This is a genomic window from Methylobacterium sp. Gmos3 (genome assembly GCF_056430985.1).
The window spans coordinates 1-19341 of record NZ_JBWJYL010000015.1; the positions used below are offsets into that span (position 1 = coordinate 1).

Genomic DNA, 19341 nt, shown 5'->3' on the forward strand with positions numbered 1-19341 from the left:
AGACAGCGGATGCCACGCGCTGGCGAAGATCGACGGATAAGGTTGTCGGCATGGGCTCCTCCTTGCCCCATCAACCCCTAGCCGCCCAGCACAGCTTCCGATCGGACGAGCTCCGCTCTAGCGGTCGGGGACGTGCAGGACGTCATCGCGACCGCGCTTGGCGGCCAGAGCGTCACCAACACCGTCGAGGGACGCGAGCGCTACACGGTCAACGTGCGCTACCCGCGCGCCTTCCGCTCGGACCCGCGGGCCATCGCCGACGAGGTGCAGGTACCGCTGCAGGCCGGGGGCACGGTGCCGTTGCGCGAGGTCGCCAAGGTCGAGCTCATGCGCGGCCCGACCTCGATCCGGACCGAGAACGGCCAGCTCGCGGTCTATATCTTCGTCGACATCGCGAGCCGGGACCTCGGGGGCTACGTCGCCGACGCACGGGCCGCGGTCGGCAGCAAGGTCAGGCTCCCGCAGGGCACGACCCTGCAATGGAGCGGGCAGTACGAGTACCTGGAGAGGGCCGAGGCGCGCATTAAGGTGGTGGTGCCGCTGACGTTGCTCGTCGTCTTCCTTCTGCTGTTCATCAACTTCCGCCGCCTGACCGAGACGCTCATCGTCATGCTGTCGCTGCCCTTCGCGCTGGTCGGCGGCATCTGGCTGATGTGGTGGATGGGGTTCAACATGTCGGTGGCGGTGGCCGTCGGGTTCATCGCGCTCGCGGGCGTGGCGGCCGAGACCGGCGTGATCATGCTGGTCTACCTTGACCACGCCCTCGACGAGGTCAGGGCCGCGTGCGACCGCGAGGGGCGGCCCCTCGCCCGCGAGGACCTGCGTCGGGCTATCATGGTCGGCACCGTCGAGCGGGTGCGCCCGAAGATGATGACGGTCACCGCGATCATGGCCGGTCTCATCCCCATCCTGTGGAGCACGGGCGCCGGCTCCGAGGTCATGCAACGCATCGCCGTGCCGATGATCGGCGGCATGGTCTCCTCGACCGTGCTGACGCTCGTGGTGATCCCGGCCGTCTACGCCCTGGTCAAGGGCCGGGGCCTGCCGGATGCGGAGGTGCGGCAAGTGCCTGCCCGCGAGCCGGCGATGCCCTTGGCGGCCGAATGACCGTTGGAGCGGAAAGGCGACGGGCCGAGGCGGTCGATGGCCGAAGTCGCCCATGACGGTTCAGCCCATGACAACACGAAGCTTGTTCGCCAACTCGTCCCGTCGGTAAGGCTTGCTCAGCAGGGGCAGGTCGGCGGGTACCGCGTGCTCGGCCAGCGCCGTGCCCGTGTAGCCCGAGGTCAGCAGTACCCGCAGGCCGGGGCGCAGCCGCCGGGCCTGAACCGAGAGCTGCACGCCGTTCATGCCGCCGGGCATCACCACGTCCGAGAAGAGGATGTCGATGCGCTCCGAACCTCCCAGGCGGTCGAGGGCCTCCGACGCCCGGGTCGCGGTCAGCGTCATGTAGCCGAGCTCGCCGAGGCTCTCGACCGCCATCTCCAGCACTGCCGGCTCGTCCTCGACCACGAGCACCACCTCGCCGGAGGTCGCCCTTCGCAGCGGAAAGGCGTTGTCGGGCCGGGGCTCGTCGGCCGCCTTCTCGGCCGAGCGCGGCAGGTAGAGTTCTATGGACGTACCTCGCCCCACCTCGCTCTTGATCTGCGCATGTCCCCCGGCCTGCCGCACGAAGCCGTAGACCTGGCTGAGGCCGAGGCCCGTCCCCTTGCCGACGTCCTTGGTCGTGAAGAACGGCTCGAAGGCGCGGGTCCGCGTGGCGGCGTCCATTCCCTGGCCGGTGTCGGTGACGGAGACGAGCACGTAGGCCCCCGGCCGGAGGTCCGGCCGGTCGGGGATCTCCACGGCGTCGAGGTGGCCGTTGCAGGTCTTCACCGTCAGGACGCCGCCGTCCGGCATCGCGTCCCGCGCGTTGACCGCGAGGTTCAGCACCGCGCTCTCGAACTGCCCCGGATCGAGCCGGACCGGGTCGAGGACCGCGTCGAGGTCGAACCGCACCTCGACCGTCTCGCCTACCGCCCGCTCCAGCAAGGCCTGGAATTCCCTGAGCAGCCGGTTCAGGTTGACGGTCTCAGGCCGAACCACCCGGCGCCGCGAAAACGACAGCAGTTTCTCCGTGACCTCGGCCCCGCGGCGCGCCGCCGTCATCGCCGACGTGGCCAGCCGCTCCACGCGCTGCGGGTTGTCGGGCTTGCGCACGATCATGTCGAGATTGCCGACGATGATGGTCAGCAAGTTGTTGAAATCATGCGCCACGCCGCCCGTAAGCTGGCCGATGGCCTCCATCTTCTGCGATTGGTTCAGACGCTCCTCGGCCTCGCGCTGCCGGGTGATGTCCATGACGACGCCGGCCATGGAGCGGGGCCGGCCGGCCTCGTCGCGGTAGACCTTGCCCCGGATCGTGACCGAGCGCGTCCCCCCGTCGTCGGCCCGCCGGATGCGGCAGTCGATCTCAAGGCGCCCGCTACCGCCCGCCGCATCGAATGCCGCCTGGACCGCGTCGCGGTCCTCCGGGACGACGTGGCCGAGGAAGGTCTCGACGTCCCAGGCCGCGACGGGCTCGCGGTAGCCGAAGATCGCGTCGTGCCGGGGCGACCGGCGTGAGGTGCCGCGATGCAGGTCCAGGTCCCAGTTGCCCATCTCGGCCGCTTCCAGGGCCAGCGCGAGGCTCTCACGCGCCAAGTGGAGTTCCGCCCGCCGCGCCTCGCGCTCCCCGGCGGCGGCCTCGGCCTGGGCGTAGAGGAAGTCGACCTCCCGCAGGTAGACCCCGAGCATGATGAAGCCCGCCACCAGCGCCTCCATGCGTCCGGCGAACCATCCGACCGTTCCCCGGGCTGCCCCCATCAAGGTCACGGCGTTGTCGAACACCAGCAGCAGCAGCGATACGGCGAGCCAGAGCTGGAGCACTGTGCGCAGCCGGGTCTTCCACCACAGGACCGCAAGCGCCGCCACGGTTACGGCGACGACCCCGGGGCCGATGCCGGACGTGGTGAGGAGCCAATAATCGTCGCCCTCGACGCACTTGGGCAGGAGGTGGACGTAGCGGGTCGCCGCGAGGCCGGTCGCCACCACGGCAGCGACGGTGCCCGCGACCGCGAACAGGCCGATCCATCCGGCGCGCCGGGGCAGGGCAAGCCAAGGACGCCGGTCGGCCTCCATGACGGCGTAGGGCAGCGCGAAAAGCGGAGGGCCGAGATGCCAGAACGTCCAGAGCCAAGTCGTGGTGGACGGACCGTCACCGACGAGGCGGTCCTGAGCGAGGACGTTCGGGAAGGACAGCATCTGCACGATGACGACGAGCGTCACGTACAGGCTCCCCGTCCCGAGGATGAGCAGCGGCAGCGAGCGGATGCGGCGGTACTGGGTCAGGAACAGGAACGTCGTCAGGCCATAGACCACGACGAGCGCCGATTGGTAGACGGGCACGAAGCCCGGCATCGGCGGCATCGGCCGCCCAGCCATCGGCAGCAGGGCGAGCGTGACGGCTAAGAAGGCGGTTCCCACGAAGACGGCGAACCGGCGCTGCGACCGGCCCGCCCGCGCGGTCGCGAGGGTCGGCAGCATCTGGGCGGCGCTCGCCTTGCTCATCGTTTGCTCCGTACCGAAGCGCGATGGCCGACCGTGACGGCTAGTCGCTCGCGAGGAATAAGGAATAACACGGTGCCGGCGAATTTTCCCGGCGTCCCGACAGGTTCCCTCGGTCCAAGCACGGGGCGCGACGGCGGTTCCCGGGTGGATGCCGTCGACGCCAGCGGAACCCTGATGGGAGCAACACCGTGGCCGATCCGCCACGCCGCCGGCGACGTTCGCCCTCACTTCCCACCGCTCCCGGACATTGCCCGTAACGGGGATGGACGCTCAGGACATTTGTCTCGCCGTCTCCCCGAAAAGCGACCGGCACGCGCCGCTTTGTTGCGCTGACCCTTCGATGCCGTAGTCGCGCGGGATGCGAAGGCTGAGGACATGAGGAAGATCGACTAAATTTTATTTCATGGAGTATCGAAGCCGGCATCGGCAATTGGCGCCAAACAACTCGGTGCTCATGCCGAAGAAGTGATTGCCTGGCCCGGGTCAAGCAGGAACGGCTTTCCGGCGCGTTGTGTTTCCGGCAGCGCTTCCGTCCTCCTTTTCTCCGGGGGGAGGAGTGCGCCGTTGAAGGAAGGATCCGTCGATGGACAAGACAGTCGCTGGCCTGATCGGGGCCGTCACCCTGCTCGCGGCTGCCGACCCGGCGCTGGCCGCGATGCCCGCTCAGACCGGGCTGACCGCGGCCATGCACGCCGGGAGCTACGCCGATCTGCTCAAGCCTATCCCAGATGCGGTGGCCCTCCTCAAGGAATCCGACGAGGCCGCCGCGAGGGCCGAACCGCTAGCGGCCGCCACGGAGGGCGAGGCGACCATCCAGGAGGCCCAATACTACTACCACCACCATCACCACCATCATCACCGGTTCTTCCGGCCGTTCTATCATCACCATCATCACCACCACCGCTACTTCCGGCGGTACCACCATCACCACCACCATCACCATCATGGGTACTACAGGCCCTACGGGTACTGAGCACCCTGCCGCCGGGGCGGGGGACCGCCCCGGCACACTTCAACGGGGGCCTTTCGCGGCGCCGAGGATGCGCCTGTACGTACCGTCGAAGACCGTGTCGGTCGCCGAGGTCCATTGCGTGTCGGCCGAGAGGGTGTGGCGGCTGGCATAGATGCGCCGGGACTGCAGTTCGCGCTCGGCGGCCTCCTCCTCGGACATGGGCACGAGCTCGAAATCGGCCTCGGCCTCGACGACGGTGACCTGCATGAAGGGCTCGCCCTTCCGGAATACGTGGGTCCGTCCCTCGTCGGGGGCCTTGAACACCATGAAGTACATCATCGGCCACCAGTGCCGGATGAGGGCCGGCACGGCGACCGGAACGGTCCCGGTCCGGTCGGTGTAGAAGCGTGGATGCGTCTCGGTCTTGATCGCCCAGCCCTCCTCGACCTTGAGGTCGATGAGGATCTGGTAGGTGTAGTAGGCGTCGCCGAAACTCCGGAACGGCGGCCACTGCATGCCGGGTTCGGGTGGCTCGCCGAAGTCGCCCTCGATCACCAGCTTCCCATCCCGCGTGCCGACACGCAGTTCGGCATCGTAGGGATAGAACAGCTCGATTCCGCCCTTGGCCGCCTCCGAGAAGGGGATGCAGTGCCAGGCATATTCCTGGGAGCCATCCACGCGGGGTTCGGGATTGCCGGCCCAGCCGGGGATTTCCAGGCGCGTCCGCCGGGGACGCAATCCCGGCTCGATCAGCCTGACCTTCACCTGTCGCATGCTCGACCGCTCCTTCGCTTGGCCGATGGGGTGGACCCGGCATCCGAGGCGTGCCCCCGCCCCGAGGCGGAACGGGGACGGCTCGGTCGCCCCGCCCGGGGGACCGGCTACTTGGCCTTTTCGGAGATGCCCTTCAGGCCCGCTTCGTAGACACCGGCAATCGCCTCCTTGGCCTTGTCGTCCGGCGCACCCTTGGCCTTGAAGGACCCGGTCCAGGTGACCTTCGACCCGCCGCCGTCCTTCTCGACCATGATGGTCGACCTGTAGTCCTGCACCGGCAACGGGCCCGAGATGATCGTATAGGTGTAATCCATCTTCCGGTCGTCCCGGGACTGCTCTTCCTCGACGATGGTGCCCCCACCCTTCAGGGAGAGCGTGCGCTCCTGCTTGCCGCCCTTCCGGGACAGTACGCATTTCTCGATGACGGGGTGCCAATCGCCGATGCCGCAGAAACCGCCGACGGTCTTCCAGACCTTGTCCGGCGACGCCGCGACCGTCGCGGTCCTCGTGACTTCAAGGGCGAGGGCCGGCGTGGCGAACACGGCGGCCAAAACCACAAACGGCGCGGCATTCTTGAGCATCATACGTTTCCTCATGGTTCTTTTCTTTCACCGCTTGGCGCGGCCGGCAGGAAGGTAGCGCGCGAAGCAAGTGAGAACATCGCCGGCCACGTATCGGTGAACGAGGGACACGACGCAGGCGGCGAAACGTTTTCCGTCAAATCGCACGCCCTCGCCACCGGTCACGTATCCGGCAGCGCGCGGGCGGGCACGCCGAAGTCGAGCGCCGTGGCGAGATGCATGAGGAGATCGCTCACGGCGGCGAGCGGAAGGAGCAGGCACATCTCCTCCCCGCCGGCGGCCTCGATGTGGACGGCGACCGTATCCCCGCCGTCGATGATCCCGACCGACCGGACATGGGCCGCCGCCAGGACCTGTGGCGTGTATGCTTGCGACACCTCGATCCCTTTCTCGACGGGCGGCTCCGAGCCGCCTGCTGCGGGCGCGCCGGAAGCGGCGACGAGGTTCGTCCCGTATCCGCCGCCGGCAATCGCCAACTAGGGTCCGAGCCGGGCCCACAAACATCGCACCGATGAGCTCCGGAACCTGGGCGGTCTCAAGCGATGGCATCCCCTGCATCGGAACCGCCGAGGCCCAACGCCTCCGACAGGCCGGCCCTTGCACGGCTGACCCGGCTCTTCACCGTACCGACCCGGCAGCGTAGCAACTCCGCGGCCTCCTCGTAGGTGTAGCCCTCCGCTCCCACCAGCAGGAGGGCCATGCGCTGGGCCGGCGGGATGCCGTCGAGGCGTTGCCGGAGACGCTCCAGGTCGACGACGCCCTCCTGGGCCGGCAACGCCATGAGGGTCGCGGCGTGGGCTCCGTCGGCGTCCTCGACCTCACGCTTGGCCTTGCGGACCTCGCTGTAGAATTGGTTGCGCAGGATCGTGAAGAGCCACGCGTTCATCTTGGTGCCTGGCGTGAAACGCTGCCGGTTCGCCCACGCCTTCACCAGGGCCTCCTGAACCAGGTCGTCGGCCCGCACCGTGTCGCCGGCGAGCGAGAACGCGAAGCCGCGAAGGGCGGGAACCGCCCGGATCAGGTCGTCCCGAAACCCGTCGTCGGGTTGGGTTCGGCCGGGGGGGACGACCGCATCAAAGCGCGCGACCAAGTGGGCGAGCCGAGGTGGAAGCTCGGTCGCGGCAGGCAATGCGAAGTAGTCCCGAAGTTCCGTCCCGAGATGGCGCCTCACATGCGTCGCGACGTCGACGATTTCGTCAGGAGAGGCCGTATCCCGGATCGGCACCGTTTCGTTCATGCGTCCCACCCCGTCCAGATGAATGCATCCCGTTAGGCAGCCTCAAGACTGAACGGCGGCGGAATTGAATACTAAATTCTAGTTCATGGGTGGGATCGACCGTTCTTCAGGTAGGAACCTGAGCGGTGTGGGTGGGTCGCATCCGCCGACGCGACGAAGGTGAGGTCCGCATCGGGCGAGCGCAGCGGCGACCGTGCAGACCCATCGACGTCACGTCGCCGGGTCGGTCGGCGACAGTGGCGTGCCCGGACGCTGGCTGCCGACGAACGGGGAAGTCCGGTTCGCCGGGAGCTGGCCAGCCGATCCGGTCCAGCGCAGTGCTTGCGCCGACGGCCGCATAGATATGCATCGAGGTTGCGGCAGCATGCATGGTCCGCAATTAAATCGCGCGACACAGTGTTTGGCGAATAATTTTTGAAAGGTAATACTGCCTCCAAACAAGGCGGAACCGTTAGTACCAGTACGCCGTTGCTGCGGTCATCCTACCCATACCGGTAGAAGCACGGAGAAAGACATGCGCCAGACCGTCATCCTCGGCTTCGTCGCCGCCGCGTTCGCAGGCATCGCCGCCCCCGCCATTGCCGCGGAAACCACCGTCATCCACCGCGACGGTCCCGCCGTCGTCGACCATCGCGACACCGTCGTCGAGAAGCGCGAGGTCACCACCGGCAGCGTCGATTGCGGATCCAAGACCGTCCACAAGGAGGACGGCATGGGCAACTCGAAGACCGTCCACAAGGAGGGCTGCAACTGAGGCGCCGCCTCGCCCGATCCGCTGATGCTCAAGGAGACAATTCCATGACCAACAAGATCCTTCTCGCGCTGGCCACGGCCGGCATGCTCGCCTTGCCGGTGGCCGCCCAGGCCCAGGGCACCGTGCGGGGCGCGGCCGAGGGCGCCGCGGTCGGCGCGGACGCGGCTGGCCCGGTCGGCGGCATCGTCGGCGGCGCGGTCGGTGCGGCGACTGGTACGGTCGGCGGCATCCTGGGCGTGGACGACCGTCCTCGCTTCCGTTCTTACGTCCGCGAGCGCAACGTCCGCTCCTACAACTACGACGGGCGCATCGCCGTGGGCAGCACGCTGCCGTCCTCGGGCGTGACGTACTACGACGTGCCGGACCAGTACCGCGTCAAGCCGGGTTACCGGTACACGGTCGTGAACGACCGGCCGGTGCTCGTCGACCGCAGCCACCGGATCGTCGAAGTCATCGACTGACCGCATCCTCGGCCTGAACATCCGACATTCGCCCGACCCCGCCCGGCCGCAGCCGGGCGGGGTTTCTTTCGCCCGAGGCGGCCTGCGACCGGTTCCATACCTGGAACGGTGGGGGCCGACCCGGCGCCCGTCGTATCGGGCGGGGACCGTCCGACCCACGCGCGACGCAGGTCGTATTCTTTGGACGAAGCCGCAGGGCGCCGGAATCCGGCTCGGCGCCGAGGAGCAAACCCGCGATGCCGACCGACGAAGCCACGGCCCTGCGTCAGCCCGCCCAGGTCCCGCCGCCCCTCGTCCCGGGCCTGCGCGGCCTCCTGACCCTCGCGGTGGGCGTCGTGCTCGTCGCGGCGCTGTATTTCGGTCGCGAGGTGTTCATCCCCCTGGTCCTGGCCGTGCTGCTCAGCTTCGTCCTCGGGCCGGTCGTCAACCTCCTGCGGAAGATCAAGCTCGGGCGGGTGCCCTCCGTCATCGTCGCGGTCCTGCTGGCGCTCGGCGTCCTCGGCGGCATCGGGGCGGTCATCGGCACCCAGGTCGCGGGACTCGCCGGCAACCTGCCCCAGTACCAGGCCACCGTGCAGAGGAAGGTCGCGGGCCTGCAGCAGGGCTGGCTCGGGGAGGCGAACCGCGTCCTCCAGAAGTTCAACCACCAGGTCCACGACGCCACCCAGAAGGCCGACGCCGCCGGCACCACCGCCGCGACCGGACCGGCGGGCGAGACGCCCAAGGCGCAACTCGTGCGCGTCGAGGAGCCCGAACCCTCGCCGCTGACGCTGGCCGAGAAGGTCCTGGGCCCCATCGTCTCGCCGCTGACCGACGTCGGCATCGTCCTCGTCGTGGTCGTGTTCCTGCTCCTGCAGCGCGAGGACCTGCGCAACCGCATGATCCGCCTGTTCGGGTCGAGCGACCTGCACCGCACGACGGTGGCCATGGACGACGCCGCGGGCCGGCTCGGCACCTACTTCCTGGCCCAGCTCGGCATGAACGCGACGTTCGGGATTATCGTCGGCGTCGGGCTCTGGTTCATCGGCGTGCCCAACCCGCTCCTGTGGGGCGTGTTCTCGGCCATCATGCGCTTTATCCCCTACATCGGCGCCATCGCCTCCGGCATCCTGCCCGTGGCCCTAGCGGCCGCGGTCGACCCGGGCTGGTCGATGGTCATCGCGACCGCGGCGCTGTTCCTCATCGCCGAGCCGATCTTCGGTCAGGTGATCGAGCCGCTGCTCTACGGCCACTCCACCGGGCTCTCGCCCTTCGCGGTGATCGTCTCGACCCTGTTCTGGGGTTTCCTGTGGGGGCCCATCGGCCTGATCCTGGCCACCCCGTTCACCGTTTGCCTCGTCGTGCTCGGACGCCACGTCGACAGCCTAGAGTTCCTCGACGTGCTCCTCGGCGACCGGCCGCCTCTCACGCCCGTCGAGAACTTCTACCAGCGCATGCTCGCCGGCGACCCCGACGAGGTCCGCGACGTTGCGGAGGCGATGCTGAAGGACCGTTCGCTCTCGTCGTACTACGACAAGGTGGCGCTCAAGGGGCTTCAACTCGCCGCCAACGATTTCGCGCGCGGGGTGGTGACGCCGGTGCAACTCGACAACATCCGCGCCTCGGCCCGCTCGCTGGTGGAGGATTTCGAGGACCATCCCGACGCCGAGCCGGAGCGCGACGACAAGGCGGTGAACCCGAGCGAGACGCCCACGCTCGCGGAGCGTGCCCATCCGAAGACCGAGGCCGTGCCGGGGCAGGCGCCGCCGCGGGAGGCGCTACCCGAGGCATGGCGCGGCGAGGCGCCCGTGCTGTGCGTGGCCGGGCGCGGCCCCTCGACGAGGCCTCCTCGGCGATGCTGGCCCAGTTGCTGCGCAAGCACGGGCTCGGCGCCAGGGCGACGTCCTACAAGGCGGTCTCAAGGGAGGGCATCCGCGATCTCGACCTGACCGGCGTGGCGATGATCTGCGTCTCCTACCTCGACATCACCGGCAACCCGGCGCACCTGCGCTACCTGCTGGAACGGATAAGGCGCCGGGCACCGGGCGTGCCGGTTCTCGTCGGCCTCTGGCCGGTGGGCGAGCGGGTTCTCACCGACGCCGCGCTCGGTCGGGAGGTCGGCGCGGACGTCTACGTGTCATCGCTCCGCGCCGCCGTGGAGGCATGCCTGAGGGCGGCCGACGTCACGGAGGGCGATCCGGTCGTCGCGTCCGGTCGACCTGCCCTCGTCGTGATCGGGTAGGGGCCTGTCCCGGGGTGGTCGGTTCAACCTAAGCTCCGGGGTCCGGTTCCGGGCCCGGCCTCGACGGGGGAGCGCCTTTCCCCTCGGCCGCGAAGGCGTTCACGCGATCCGAGCTCGGCGAGGCGGAGACGGTTCAAGGGTGGGGCGAGGCCACGGCGAACAGGCACGCGCACGCAGCGAGCATGCCGAGCCAGCACGCGCCCAAGGTCATTCGCCAGCCCAGGACAAGGAGCAGCGCCGCGAGATCGATGTGGGTGGTGCGAGCCCGGTTGTCGTTGGCCGCTGCGCCAGGTCGCGACCGACCCACCCACTTCGCGATGGAAATGGGGGGTTTGGCGCCGGCTCCGGGGTCGCTCCTCACCGCACACATCCGGGGCGCCTCCCTCATGCCTGGGCGGCGGAGGCGTACGTGGCCGTCTCGGGCATAACGTCCGAGAGGTAGGCCGCGATGCGCCGGCTCGCCCGCCCGTCCACGGCATCGATGACGAAGCCGATGCCGCCCGGGCGGTCGCAATGCAACCTGACGACGGACTCCGCCGCCAGCGCGGCCTCCCGCTCCGTCGGCGCCGTGAGGCGCCGCACCAAGCCGGATGCGTGCAAGGTGATCAGGAAGGCGTCGCGCTTCACGGCATGCCTCTCCGGACTTCGGGCCACGACCGGTCGCCGTGGCAACCCTTGAATACGGTCAAGCCTGGAAAAGTGTTCCGCGTTTGTTGGGATGACGACGGATGATCATTTGCTCGCGGAGCGGGGATGTACGTTCGACCTGATCCCCGGGCGACAATCAAAGCGTCCGGTAATCCCCTTCGGCAGGTTGGGGCGCGCCGAAACGAAAAGGGGCGCCCGTGCGGGCGCCCCTCTAACGTCGAACCTCCGTCGCGAGGGCTCAGTCGTCCCAGCCGCGGCGGCCGTAGCCGTAACCACGTCGCTCGATCACGCGGACGCCGGGACGGTCCCAGCCGTGGTGCAGGCCGACGCCGCGGTAGCCGTCACGGTACCCCTCGCGGACGATGACGCGGGAATGCGCGCGCGGGCCGTACCCGTAGCCGCCGCCCCATTCATGGGCCTGGGCGGTCGCGGCGGCGCCGGTCAGCGCGACGCCGGCGGCAAGGGTCAGGGCAAGCAACTTCATGTATTTGCTCCGAGTGTTTATCTGGTACTCAAACCCATTTCCTTCAAATACGGTTCCGCAGCCAAAGCGCGATAAGGATGGGTGCCGCCGTTTTAATCCGCGCCCCAAATAAGACTAAGCATCTATAACCCGGACGCCATGAGGTGAGCTGAATGGTGGGCGGCATGCCGTACGGAAGACATCCCGGATCTAGCCATGCCGGCTCAGGCGCGGTCCCGCCTCGCGAAGGCGGTGGCGACGCCACGGAGCATGATCGCGAAGTCCCGGCGCAGGCTTCATCGTCTCGCGTAGTCGAGGTCGAGCGCCGCCCGCTCGATGTCGGTCGCCCCGGGACCTCCCTCGACCTGCCACGCCCCGGTCAGGCCAGGTGGCGTCGAGAGGCGGGCGTCGATATCCGATCCGTAACGCGCGGCCCCCTCGGGGATCGGACGGGCGCCCACGAGGCTCATCTCGCCCCGGAGCACGTTCAGGAGCGTCGGCAACTCGTCCAGGGACGTCCGGCTCAGCACCTGTCCGATGGCCGTCATACGTTCCACCCCATCGGGGGCCGCCCAGCCGTCCTGAATGCCGGAAGGTGTTTCGATCCCGTGTCCGCTCGTACGGAACCGCAGGCGGTCGAAGGTACGACCACCGCATCCCAGGCTCGGCTCCCGGACGACGGGCGGTCCGCGGTCGAGGGCCCAGATCGTGCCGGCCACGAAAAGCATGAGCGGCAGAAGCAGGAAGATCGACGTTGCCGCGACGACGATGTCGAGGCCGCGCTTGAAGGTCAGCGCGAGCGGGTGCGGCCGACGCGGCTGCGCCGGCGATGCGAGGGAAAGTTCGGGCGGTACCGGGTCGGATCCGGTTTCGGTCATGTATTCGGCCTCGGCGGCGACGGGAGGCGGGCGCGATGCCCCCATGGTCGCCGGGCCCTCGTAACGCCTCGTCAACCAAGACAGATGCGCCCCTTTTGCGGGAGGCCGATTGCGGACGGGCGCCTCGCCTCCCTGCCTTGCCTTCGGGTGCAGCCTCCTGCCTGACCGTCCTCACACGTGCATGACGTTCGTGAACGGCGGCTAACCTTGGTCGTGTCCCGCGCCCACCGCCTCGGCAAGAAGGAACAGCATCTCGCCCGCCACGCCCGTCGGCAGCAGGACGCAGAGTTCTCCGCCACCCGCGGTCGTCATGCGGACGGCCATCGTGTCTCCGCCGTCGATGGTCTCGACTGCCCGAACCGAGGTCGCCGCGAGGACGTGGAGGGCTTCGTCGTCCGGCGAGGCGGCCCCCGTACCGGACATGCCGCCCTTCGAGCGACCGGGCGGTGGTGATCTCACGCCGTTCGCCTCGCGTCCCCCATGCCGAGTTGCTCGACGAGGTGCGCCCGCGCCCGGCTGACCCGGCTCTTGACCGTTCCGACCTGGCACCCGATCAGGGCGGCGGCTTCCTCGTAGGTCCGCCCCTCGGCCCCGACCAGGAGCAGGGCCTGTCGCTGGGCCTCCGGCAGGCCGCCGATCCGCTCCCAGACGACCTTGAGGGTGCTGGCGTCCTCTTGGTCGGCCGGGGACATGAGCTTTCCGGCCTGCACGCCCTCCGCGTCCTCGACCTCGCGCTTTTGCTTCCTCATCTCCGAGTAGAGGTGGTTGCGCAGGATCGTGAACAGCCACGCGGTGAAGTTCGTCCCGGGCGTGAAGTGGCGCCACTTCGTCCAGGCCTTCGCGAAGGTCTCCTGCACGAGGTCGTCGGCCCGGGGGACGTCGCCAGTGAGCGAGAGGGCGAAGGTCCGCAGCGCAGGCAACGCGCGCAGCAGGTCGTCCCGGAACTCGGTGGCGACGGTCCTTCCCTGCTGGGCGAAGGTGTCCTCAAATCGCGCGACTAGGTCCGTCAGCGCGGCCGGGAGCGGTTCGGACTGGATGTGGCTGAAGTAGTCCTTAAGCGGGGTGGCCAGGTAAAACGACAGGTCGCGACTAAATATTTCACGCCCGGATCTGCGGCCGTCGGCGTCATCGTACCCTTGCAATCCATCGCTCATGCTGAAATCAACCAGGACCGATCAAGCTGCGCCGTTTGTAACTCTTCCAATTTCGATATCAATCGAAACATGAACCCATGCTAAACGACAACGCGGCCTTAACCGTGCTGTCCGCCCTGGCGCAGGACACCCGTCTGCGGGCCATGCGCGCGTTGCTCCGGAGCCATCCCGAAGGCTTGGCCGCAGGACGCATCGCCAAGGAAGTGGACGGGACGCCATCCACCGTGTCGTTCCACCTGGCGCAGTTGGAGCAGGCGGGCCTGGCCCGGTCGCGGCGTCACGCGAACTCCGTGATCTACACGGCGGTGCCGGAAGCCCTTGGCGGCCTGATGCGGTACCTGCTGGACGAATGCTGCGGGGGCCGTCCCGAACTGTGTGCGGAGGTCGTCAGGGAGGCGCTCGGCGAGCCGGTCGCATCCCCCTGCTGCGCGTCCGCACTGCCGGACCGGTAGGCTATCCGCGGCGGCTGAGGGCCGCCCGGGCGGCACCTCCCTCATGTCGCCGCTTTCGCGCCTTAGGCGATCCTACACAGGGCACCGTATGGCGATGCTCGCGGCGCCAGACGGAAACCCCATGCTCAACACCTTCCTGGCCGTCCTCGCGGTGTTGGCCGTCCTGCTCGCCCGGGCCATCCTGAAACTCGTCTTCCTGCCGCTCCGCATCCTCCGGGGGCTATTCCGACGCCGCTCCGCCGCGGCAGGGTCTCCGTAACCTTCGCGGCACCCGCCCCGGAACGGGAAAACCGGGCTTCGAGTTTAGGCCCGCTGACCCGGGGGCCATCCTTGCGACCGTCCATCCTAACAATGCTCGGCCTGCTCATCGTGGCCTTCCCGCACGCGTCTCAGGCGCAAGGCGTCCAGGAGGCACCCGCCGCTGCAGTCGAGGTCGAGGAGCCCCGACCGGGGCCGCCGCCGCCGCTGCCCGATCTCTCCGATCCGAACGGCAAGGCCGGCGAGGCCTTGAACGAGCCCGGCGAGGGTTCCAGCATCCCGAAGGCCCTGCGCGCCTCCGGCTCCAGGGCGGGCGGCCCGGCCAACGAACTCAACCCCGGCGGCCGGGCCGAGGCGCCAGCCCCGCCGAAGGGCGATCTTGGCCAGGTTGTCGCCGGCAAGGAGCTGTTCCACGGGAATTACTGCGGCAAGGGCCAGCGCGGCGAGGGCTTGCCGCCGACCGACGCCCTCGATGCAGCCTGCATGCGGCACGACGCCTGCTACGACACCGCCGGATACCATTCCTGCGCATGCGACGCGTCGCTCAAGCGCGAGGCGACCGTCGTCGCGGATGGCTCTACCGCCTCGCTGGAAGTCCGGCGCCGGGCCCTGAGCGTCGTTGAGGCGACCGCCGCCATGGACTGCCGCGCCCCGTAGCCGGCGCGCCGGGCTCGTCAGCTCGGGTAGCTCGGGGCGCCACCGACCCGGGCCGCCGCCTCGCGGGCCTTGGCATCGGCCGCAGCCTCCGCCTGGTCGGCCGCCTTTACGATGGCGCCGGGGCTCGCACCGTTATGCAACGCGAGGCGGGCGCGCAGGTCGTCGAGCTCCTCCTCCGTCAGGTTCTCGATCCCGATGAAGCGGTTCTGCGCCGCGCTCGCCCTGATGAGCTCGTCGAGCTTGGCCTGGATGGCGGCCCCGTCCCGGTTCTGGGTATTCTGGATCAGGAACACCATCAGGAACGTCACGATGGTCGTACCGGTGTTGATCACGAGCTGCCAGGTGTCGGAGTACCCGAACAGGGGGCCCGTGACCGCCCAGACGACGATCAGCCCGATGCTGATCGCAAAAGTCAAAGGCCGGCCCGCGGCTCGGGCGACCCGTGAGGAGAACTCGGCGAAACCCTTCGGCGTCCTCAAAGCACCCGCCTCCGTCCGCGCTCGCCTTCCCTGGCTTACGCCTCATACGGAAAACCCGCCGGGACCGTTCCACCACGAGCCTGAGGGCCTGGAGGTCGGCGTCCGGGGCGTGGGCTCGGGGTCGGTCCACCACCCTTAGGATTCAATGGGTCTGAGGGCGACCGAAGGCTTGCCGCAGGCTATCCGCCCCGTAGGGCTTCTTGATCACCGGCACGTCGCCGAGGTCGGGCGGGACCTGGAAGCTCTCGCCGTAACCGGTCGCGAAGGCGAACGGGATGCCGAGCTCGGCCAGGCGCCGGGCGACCGCGACGCTGGTCTCAGACCCCAGGTTCACGTCGAGCAGAGCACGGTCGGGCGGCGACGCGTCGATCAGCCGGAGCGCCTCCCGGACCGAGGCCGCCATGTCGACCGCGTCGGCCCCCAGCGCGGTCAGGACCTCCTCCGCCTCCAGCGCGATGATCATGTTATCCTCGACCACCAGCGCTGTCCCGTTGAACGAGACAGTGGGGACGGCTTCGGGCTGGACCGCGCGCACCGCCCGCGGCGGCGCGGCGCGGACGAAGGCGGCGGGAATCGAGAACCGCGCGGTCAGGCCGGTTAGTGCGTAGCGGACCTCGGCCTCGCCCTTCAGCTCGTACGGCACGGAGCGCTCGATGATGGTCGAGCCGAACCCGCGCCGGGTCGGCGCCTTGACGGCGGGGCCGCCCGTTTCGGTCCAGTGCATGACGAGGCTGTCGAAGGCGTCCCGTTCCAGGCGCACGTCGATCCGTCCGCCGCTGTCGCTGAGCGCCCCGTACTTGGCCGAGTTGGTCATCAATTCGTGCACGACGAGCGCCATCGTGGTGAAGGCCTGCGGCTCCAGCAGGACGTCGACGCCGTCAAGGACGACGCGGTTGGCCTTGGCGCCGAGGTAGGCCGAGGCTTCGACGGTGAGGAGTTCGGCGAGGGAGCCCGGCCCCCAATTGGCGGAGGTGACCTGGTCGTGGGCCCGGGCGAGGGCCTGGATGCGGTCGCCGACTACTTCGGTGAAGTCCTCGGCGTCGGCAGCGCTGGCGCGGCTCTGGGTAACCACGCCTCGGATCAGGTTGAGGATGTTGCGCACCCGGTGGTTTAACTCGGCGATGAGGAGCTCTTGTCGCTCCTGCGCTTCCTTGCGCTCGCGCTCTGCCGTGTCGCTCAAGCGCAAGATCACCTCAAGGAGCGTGACCCGGAGTGCCTCCGCGGTGCGGGCCTCCGCCTCCGTCCAAGGAAGCGAGCGACCGTGAACAACCTCGCGCCACGCCTCGAAGCTTTTGCGTGGGATCAGCCGGACGCCGTTCGGACCGAGGCTCGCGGGCTTCTCCGGATTGCCCGCCCAGGTCACGGTGCGCGCCACCTCCTTGCGGAAGAACACCAGGAAGTCGCGCGGCGTGCGCGAGACCGGCACGGCCAGCATCCCGGCCGCCCGCTCGGTGAAATCGCGGCCGGGTTCGTGGAACCGCCCGATCTCGTCCGTGGCGTAGACCCGGCTCGCCGCCGTGCGGTTGAGGAAGCGCACGAGACCTGTGAACTCCTCCCGCGTCGGCGTCTCGCCCTGCAGGGTGATCTCGCCGTTCACCCACACGCCCAGCCCGTCGCAGGCGACGATGCCGGAGAGCTCGTCGGCGAAGTCGGCCAACCCCTCCAAACCGGCGCCGCCCGCGGCCATCGCGCTCATCAGGCGGTTGTGGGTGTCGCGGGCTAGCGCCTCCTGGGCGGCGATGACCTCGCGCTCCCGGCTCTCCAGGATCCAGGAGAACATCTGCCCGAACAGCTCGGCGGCCGTGCGGCGCTCCAGGGAGATGTGGCGCGGCTCGGTGTGGTGGCAGGCGAACAGGCCCCAGAGGCGCCCGCCGCGCAGGATGGAGACCGACAGCGAGGCGGCCACGCCCATGTTGCGCAGGTATTCGAGGTGGATCGGCGACACGGTGCGCAGGGTCGAAAGCGACAGGTCGAGGGGCTCGCCCGCCGGGTCGCGGGTTGGGACCACCGGGATGGCCGCGACATCGACGTCGACGATGATGCGCAGCCAGTTCCGCTCGTAGAGGGCACGGGCTTGCTTCGGGATGTCTGAGGCCGGGTAGTGCAGGCCGAGGTAACGGTCCAGGCCCGAGCGCACGGCCTCGGCGATGACCTCGCCCGATCCGTCGGGGGCGAAGCGGTAGACCATGACCCGGTCGAAGCCGGTGAGCGCGCGCATCTGCCGGGCGGCCTCGCGGCAGAGCGGCTCGAACTCGACCGTATGCTGCAGGCGGGAGACCATGTTGCGCACGAGGTTGCCGGCGCTGAGGTGCTCGGGCGCGCTTGGCTCGACCTCGATGACGATGGCGCCCCCGGACACGTGCAGCGCGATGTCGAAGGCAGGTCCGCCCGGCATGAGGCGGACCCCGAAGACCCGGTCCACGGCGTCGGGGCCGCGCAGCGTCTGCAGGTGGCCGCGCAGGAGATGGATGGCCTCGCGGTCGACCAGGGTGTCGAGCGGAAGCCCAAGCAAGTCCTCGGCGGGTCGTCCGAGCCACTTCGGAGCGTTGGCGCTGGCGCGCACCACGATCCAGTCCGGAGAGACGCCGAGCAGGAAGCCGAACGGCTGCACCGCGCCGAGCACGTGGATCGGCTCCCGGTCGCAGGATGTCAGGTCGACCGGCGGTCCCTGGTCTTCCATGCTCGCGTCCATGCGCCCTGCGTTGCCCCGAGGGTCCAGGTCGACCGTCGACCTCATAACTCCCTTCAGGAATGCGGAACGCCGGCAAAGGTATCCGGCAGGCCGTGGCGGCTGGTCGGTCAAGCCATGTCGCGCAGCGGGGCCGGCTTGCGCCCGTCCGGCAGGATTTCCTGGAGGTGGTCGTGCACCATGTCGGCGGTGAATGGCTTGCCGATGAAGCGCGCGCCTTCCGGCATGTCGCCGGGTCCCGGATGGGCTTGGCCCGAGGCGACGACGATGGCGATGTGCGGCCATCGCCGCGCGGTCTCGCGGGCCAAGGCGAAGCCGTCGCGGGTGCCGGGCATCTGGACGTCGGTGAACAGCAGGACGATCGAGGCATGCTCCCGCTCCAGGAGCTCCACGGCCTGGTCGCCGTCGCCGGCCTCGAACGTGCGGAACCCGGCGTCCGCCAGGATGTCCATCGCGTCCATGCGGATGAGACCGTCGTCGTCGACGACGAGGGCGAAGGGCGTTGAGGGATCGGCCTGGGCGGTCATCGTCACTCAAGTCCCGAACCGTGCAAACGGGTCCGCGCCATGTGGTGGGAAGGCTACCGACCGCCCTGGGTGGGGCATCCCGCGCGGTGAAGGCTCGCGGACTAAGAGCGCGACCTACCGGTCGAAGTCGGGAAGAGCGGCGTCTTCGTGAAGGCGTCAGCAGTCACATCCTGACACCGCTTCAGGGCCGCCGGCCAACCGGCATGCCATTACAAAAAGGCCGCCCATTCAATGAGCGGCCTAATCACCTCAGGTTGCTGCAGTGCGGAACATAGGGGTTGATAAACGGATTTTTGGGGCCGCTATCAATTACTCACCAACCACCACGACGAGTTGTAGAAAGGCGACGATGTTGGTGATCTTGAGCTCCGGGTTCACGGCGAGTTCGGCGTTGCCATAATCAAGGTAGCTTGACCGGCCGCAGAGGCGCCGTTTGCGTCTAATTGAACGCTCAACGCCGCGGGGTCTACGTCCGGTTACCTACCTCCCAAACTCCGAAGCAGCCATTCCGCTTACGGCCAGCTCCAGCCGCCTGAGTAGGCGCCTTCGAATGGCTGGGTTGGGTGGA

The 19341-nt window shown here is 68.7% G+C and carries 19 protein-coding genes and 2 pseudogenes; 8 read left to right on the forward strand and 13 right to left on the reverse strand.

The genetic code is table 11. From position 1 onward, the window contains the following. Positions 1-117: 117 nt before the first annotated feature. Positions 118-1107: pseudogene (locus ACS5Q7_RS23155) on the forward strand (efflux RND transporter permease subunit); the annotation flags it as partial. Positions 1108-1167: 60 nt separating this feature from the next. Here the strand turns inward: ACS5Q7_RS23155 and ACS5Q7_RS23160 are convergent. Beyond that, a complete protein-coding gene (locus ACS5Q7_RS23160) occupies positions 1168-3588 on the reverse strand; it encodes an MASE4 domain-containing protein (RefSeq protein ID WP_478341620.1) in 2421 nt (806 codons plus the stop codon). 583 nt (positions 3589-4171) lie between these two features. Here ACS5Q7_RS23160 and ACS5Q7_RS23165 point away from each other — a divergent pair. Further along, positions 4172-4561 carry a hypothetical protein gene (locus tag ACS5Q7_RS23165; RefSeq protein WP_478341621.1) on the forward strand — a complete coding sequence of 130 codons (390 nt, stop codon included), beginning with the start codon at positions 4172-4174 and terminating at the stop codon, positions 4559-4561. Between the two features lie 39 nt (positions 4562-4600). Here ACS5Q7_RS23165 and ACS5Q7_RS23170 read toward each other — a convergent pair whose 3' ends face one another. The 4 genes from ACS5Q7_RS23170 to ACS5Q7_RS23185 all read right to left on the reverse strand — a co-directional run bounded on the left by ACS5Q7_RS23170 (position 4601) and on the right by ACS5Q7_RS23185 (position 7132). Next, positions 4601-5314, reverse strand: coding sequence for a DUF6065 family protein (locus tag ACS5Q7_RS23170; protein WP_478341622.1), 714 nt, complete (start codon positions 5312-5314; stop codon positions 4601-4603). Positions 5315-5421: 107 nt separating this feature from the next. After that, positions 5422-5910 carry an SRPBCC family protein gene (locus ACS5Q7_RS23175; protein ID WP_478341623.1) on the reverse strand — a complete coding sequence of 163 codons (489 nt, stop codon included), beginning with the start codon at positions 5908-5910 and terminating at the stop codon, positions 5422-5424. A gap of 146 nt (positions 5911-6056) precedes the next feature. Continuing rightward, the gene (locus ACS5Q7_RS23180; RefSeq protein ID WP_478341624.1) at positions 6057-6371 is read right to left on the reverse strand and encodes a hypothetical protein; all 315 of its coding nucleotides are present in this window, start codon (positions 6369-6371) and stop codon (positions 6057-6059) included. Positions 6372-6430: 59 nt separating this feature from the next. Then, a complete protein-coding gene (locus tag ACS5Q7_RS23185; RefSeq protein ID WP_478341625.1) occupies positions 6431-7132 on the reverse strand; it encodes a sigma-70 family RNA polymerase sigma factor in 702 nt (233 codons plus the stop codon). A 514-nt stretch (positions 7133-7646) separates the two neighbouring features. Between ACS5Q7_RS23185 and ACS5Q7_RS23190 the strand changes: the two genes are divergently transcribed. The 3 genes and pseudogenes from ACS5Q7_RS23190 to ACS5Q7_RS23200 all read left to right on the forward strand — a co-directional run bounded on the left by ACS5Q7_RS23190 (position 7647) and on the right by ACS5Q7_RS23200 (position 10568). Continuing rightward, positions 7647-7886 (forward strand): hypothetical protein, encoded by a 240-nt coding sequence (locus ACS5Q7_RS23190; RefSeq protein WP_478341626.1) that lies wholly within the window; start codon positions 7647-7649, stop codon positions 7884-7886. Positions 7887-7930: 44 nt separating this feature from the next. Continuing rightward, the gene (locus tag ACS5Q7_RS23195; RefSeq protein ID WP_478341627.1) at positions 7931-8347 is read left to right on the forward strand and encodes a DUF1236 domain-containing protein; all 417 of its coding nucleotides are present in this window, start codon (positions 7931-7933) and stop codon (positions 8345-8347) included. A gap of 236 nt (positions 8348-8583) precedes the next feature. Beyond that, positions 8584-10568: pseudogene (locus tag ACS5Q7_RS23200) on the forward strand (AI-2E family transporter). 384 nt (positions 10569-10952) lie between these two features. Here the strand turns inward: ACS5Q7_RS23200 and ACS5Q7_RS23205 are convergent. The 5 genes from ACS5Q7_RS23205 to ACS5Q7_RS23225 all read right to left on the reverse strand — a co-directional run bounded on the left by ACS5Q7_RS23205 (position 10953) and on the right by ACS5Q7_RS23225 (position 13711). After that, positions 10953-11195 carry a hypothetical protein gene (locus ACS5Q7_RS23205; RefSeq protein ID WP_478341628.1) on the reverse strand — a complete coding sequence of 81 codons (243 nt, stop codon included), beginning with the start codon at positions 11193-11195 and terminating at the stop codon, positions 10953-10955. Between the two features lie 259 nt (positions 11196-11454). Next, a complete protein-coding gene (locus ACS5Q7_RS23210) occupies positions 11455-11700 on the reverse strand; it encodes a hypothetical protein (protein WP_478341629.1) in 246 nt (81 codons plus the stop codon). 275 nt (positions 11701-11975) lie between these two features. Beyond that, a complete protein-coding gene (locus ACS5Q7_RS23215; RefSeq protein WP_478341630.1) occupies positions 11976-12557 on the reverse strand; it encodes a sugar transferase in 582 nt (193 codons plus the stop codon). Between the two features lie 201 nt (positions 12558-12758). Beyond that, entirely contained in the window at positions 12759-12980 is a 222-nt protein-coding gene (locus ACS5Q7_RS23220) for a hypothetical protein (RefSeq protein WP_478341631.1), read from the reverse strand. A 32-nt stretch (positions 12981-13012) separates the two neighbouring features. Next, entirely contained in the window at positions 13013-13711 is a 699-nt protein-coding gene (locus ACS5Q7_RS23225) for a sigma-70 family RNA polymerase sigma factor (RefSeq protein WP_478341632.1), read from the reverse strand. 77 nt (positions 13712-13788) lie between these two features. Here ACS5Q7_RS23225 and ACS5Q7_RS23230 point away from each other — a divergent pair, with 77 nt between their 5' ends. The 3 genes from ACS5Q7_RS23230 to ACS5Q7_RS23240 all read left to right on the forward strand — a co-directional run bounded on the left by ACS5Q7_RS23230 (position 13789) and on the right by ACS5Q7_RS23240 (position 15078). After that, positions 13789-14163 carry an ArsR/SmtB family transcription factor gene (locus tag ACS5Q7_RS23230; protein WP_478341633.1) on the forward strand — a complete coding sequence of 125 codons (375 nt, stop codon included), beginning with the start codon at positions 13789-13791 and terminating at the stop codon, positions 14161-14163. 121 nt (positions 14164-14284) lie between these two features. Next, positions 14285-14422, forward strand: a complete 138-nt coding sequence (locus ACS5Q7_RS23235; protein ID WP_478341634.1) for a hypothetical protein — start codon at positions 14285-14287, stop codon at positions 14420-14422. Positions 14423-14514: 92 nt separating this feature from the next. Next, positions 14515-15078, forward strand: coding sequence for a phospholipase A2 family protein (locus ACS5Q7_RS23240; RefSeq protein WP_478341635.1), 564 nt, complete (start codon positions 14515-14517; stop codon positions 15076-15078). 17 nt (positions 15079-15095) lie between these two features. Here the strand turns inward: ACS5Q7_RS23240 and ACS5Q7_RS23245 are convergent, their stop codons facing one another. The 3 genes from ACS5Q7_RS23245 to ACS5Q7_RS23255 form a co-directional block, all read right to left on the reverse strand. Continuing rightward, entirely contained in the window at positions 15096-15557 is a 462-nt protein-coding gene (locus ACS5Q7_RS23245; RefSeq protein WP_478341636.1) for a low affinity iron permease family protein, read from the reverse strand. 142 nt (positions 15558-15699) lie between these two features. Then, complete coding sequence (locus tag ACS5Q7_RS23250) at positions 15700-18237, reverse strand: HWE histidine kinase domain-containing protein (protein WP_478341637.1); 2538 nt, start codon at positions 18235-18237, stop codon at positions 15700-15702. A 119-nt stretch (positions 18238-18356) separates the two neighbouring features. Beyond that, the gene (locus tag ACS5Q7_RS23255; protein ID WP_478341638.1) at positions 18357-18773 is read right to left on the reverse strand and encodes a response regulator; all 417 of its coding nucleotides are present in this window, start codon (positions 18771-18773) and stop codon (positions 18357-18359) included. Between the last annotated feature and the right edge of the window lie 568 nt (positions 18774-19341).

What these genes read in the sequence shown, in the direction of transcription:
- ACS5Q7_RS23250 (WP_478341637.1), bottom strand. Translation starts at nt 18,237, where the DNA reads ATGGAAGACCAGGGACCGCCGGTCGACCTGACATCCTGCGACCGGGAG.
- ACS5Q7_RS23210 (WP_478341629.1), bottom strand. Translation starts at nt 11,700, where the DNA reads ATGAAGTTGCTTGCCCTGACCCTTGCCGCCGGCGTCGCGCTGACCGGC.
- ACS5Q7_RS23240 (WP_478341635.1), top strand. Translation starts at nt 14,515, where the DNA reads ATGCTCGGCCTGCTCATCGTGGCCTTCCCGCACGCGTCTCAGGCGCAA.
- ACS5Q7_RS23165 (WP_478341621.1), top strand. Translation starts at nt 4,172, where the DNA reads ATGGACAAGACAGTCGCTGGCCTGATCGGGGCCGTCACCCTGCTCGCG.
- ACS5Q7_RS23190 (WP_478341626.1), top strand. Translation starts at nt 7,647, where the DNA reads ATGCGCCAGACCGTCATCCTCGGCTTCGTCGCCGCCGCGTTCGCAGGC.
- ACS5Q7_RS23185 (WP_478341625.1), bottom strand. Translation starts at nt 7,132, where the DNA reads ATGAACGAAACGGTGCCGATCCGGGATACGGCCTCTCCTGACGAAATC.
- ACS5Q7_RS23220 (WP_478341631.1), bottom strand. Translation starts at nt 12,980, where the DNA reads ATGTCCGGTACGGGGGCCGCCTCGCCGGACGACGAAGCCCTCCACGTC.
- ACS5Q7_RS23160 (WP_478341620.1), bottom strand. Translation starts at nt 3,588, where the DNA reads ATGAGCAAGGCGAGCGCCGCCCAGATGCTGCCGACCCTCGCGACCGCG.
- ACS5Q7_RS23170 (WP_478341622.1), bottom strand. Translation starts at nt 5,314, where the DNA reads ATGCGACAGGTGAAGGTCAGGCTGATCGAGCCGGGATTGCGTCCCCGG.
- ACS5Q7_RS23255 (WP_478341638.1), bottom strand. Translation starts at nt 18,773, where the DNA reads ATGACCGCCCAGGCCGATCCCTCAACGCCCTTCGCCCTCGTCGTCGAC.
- ACS5Q7_RS23195 (WP_478341627.1), top strand. Translation starts at nt 7,931, where the DNA reads ATGACCAACAAGATCCTTCTCGCGCTGGCCACGGCCGGCATGCTCGCC.
- ACS5Q7_RS23215 (WP_478341630.1), bottom strand. Translation starts at nt 12,557, where the DNA reads ATGACCGAAACCGGATCCGACCCGGTACCGCCCGAACTTTCCCTCGCA.
- ACS5Q7_RS23225 (WP_478341632.1), bottom strand. Translation starts at nt 13,711, where the DNA reads ATGAGCGATGGATTGCAAGGGTACGATGACGCCGACGGCCGCAGATCC.
- ACS5Q7_RS23230 (WP_478341633.1), top strand. Translation starts at nt 13,789, where the DNA reads ATGCTAAACGACAACGCGGCCTTAACCGTGCTGTCCGCCCTGGCGCAG.
- ACS5Q7_RS23235 (WP_478341634.1), top strand. Translation starts at nt 14,285, where the DNA reads ATGCTCAACACCTTCCTGGCCGTCCTCGCGGTGTTGGCCGTCCTGCTC.
- ACS5Q7_RS23175 (WP_478341623.1), bottom strand. Translation starts at nt 5,910, where the DNA reads ATGAGGAAACGTATGATGCTCAAGAATGCCGCGCCGTTTGTGGTTTTG.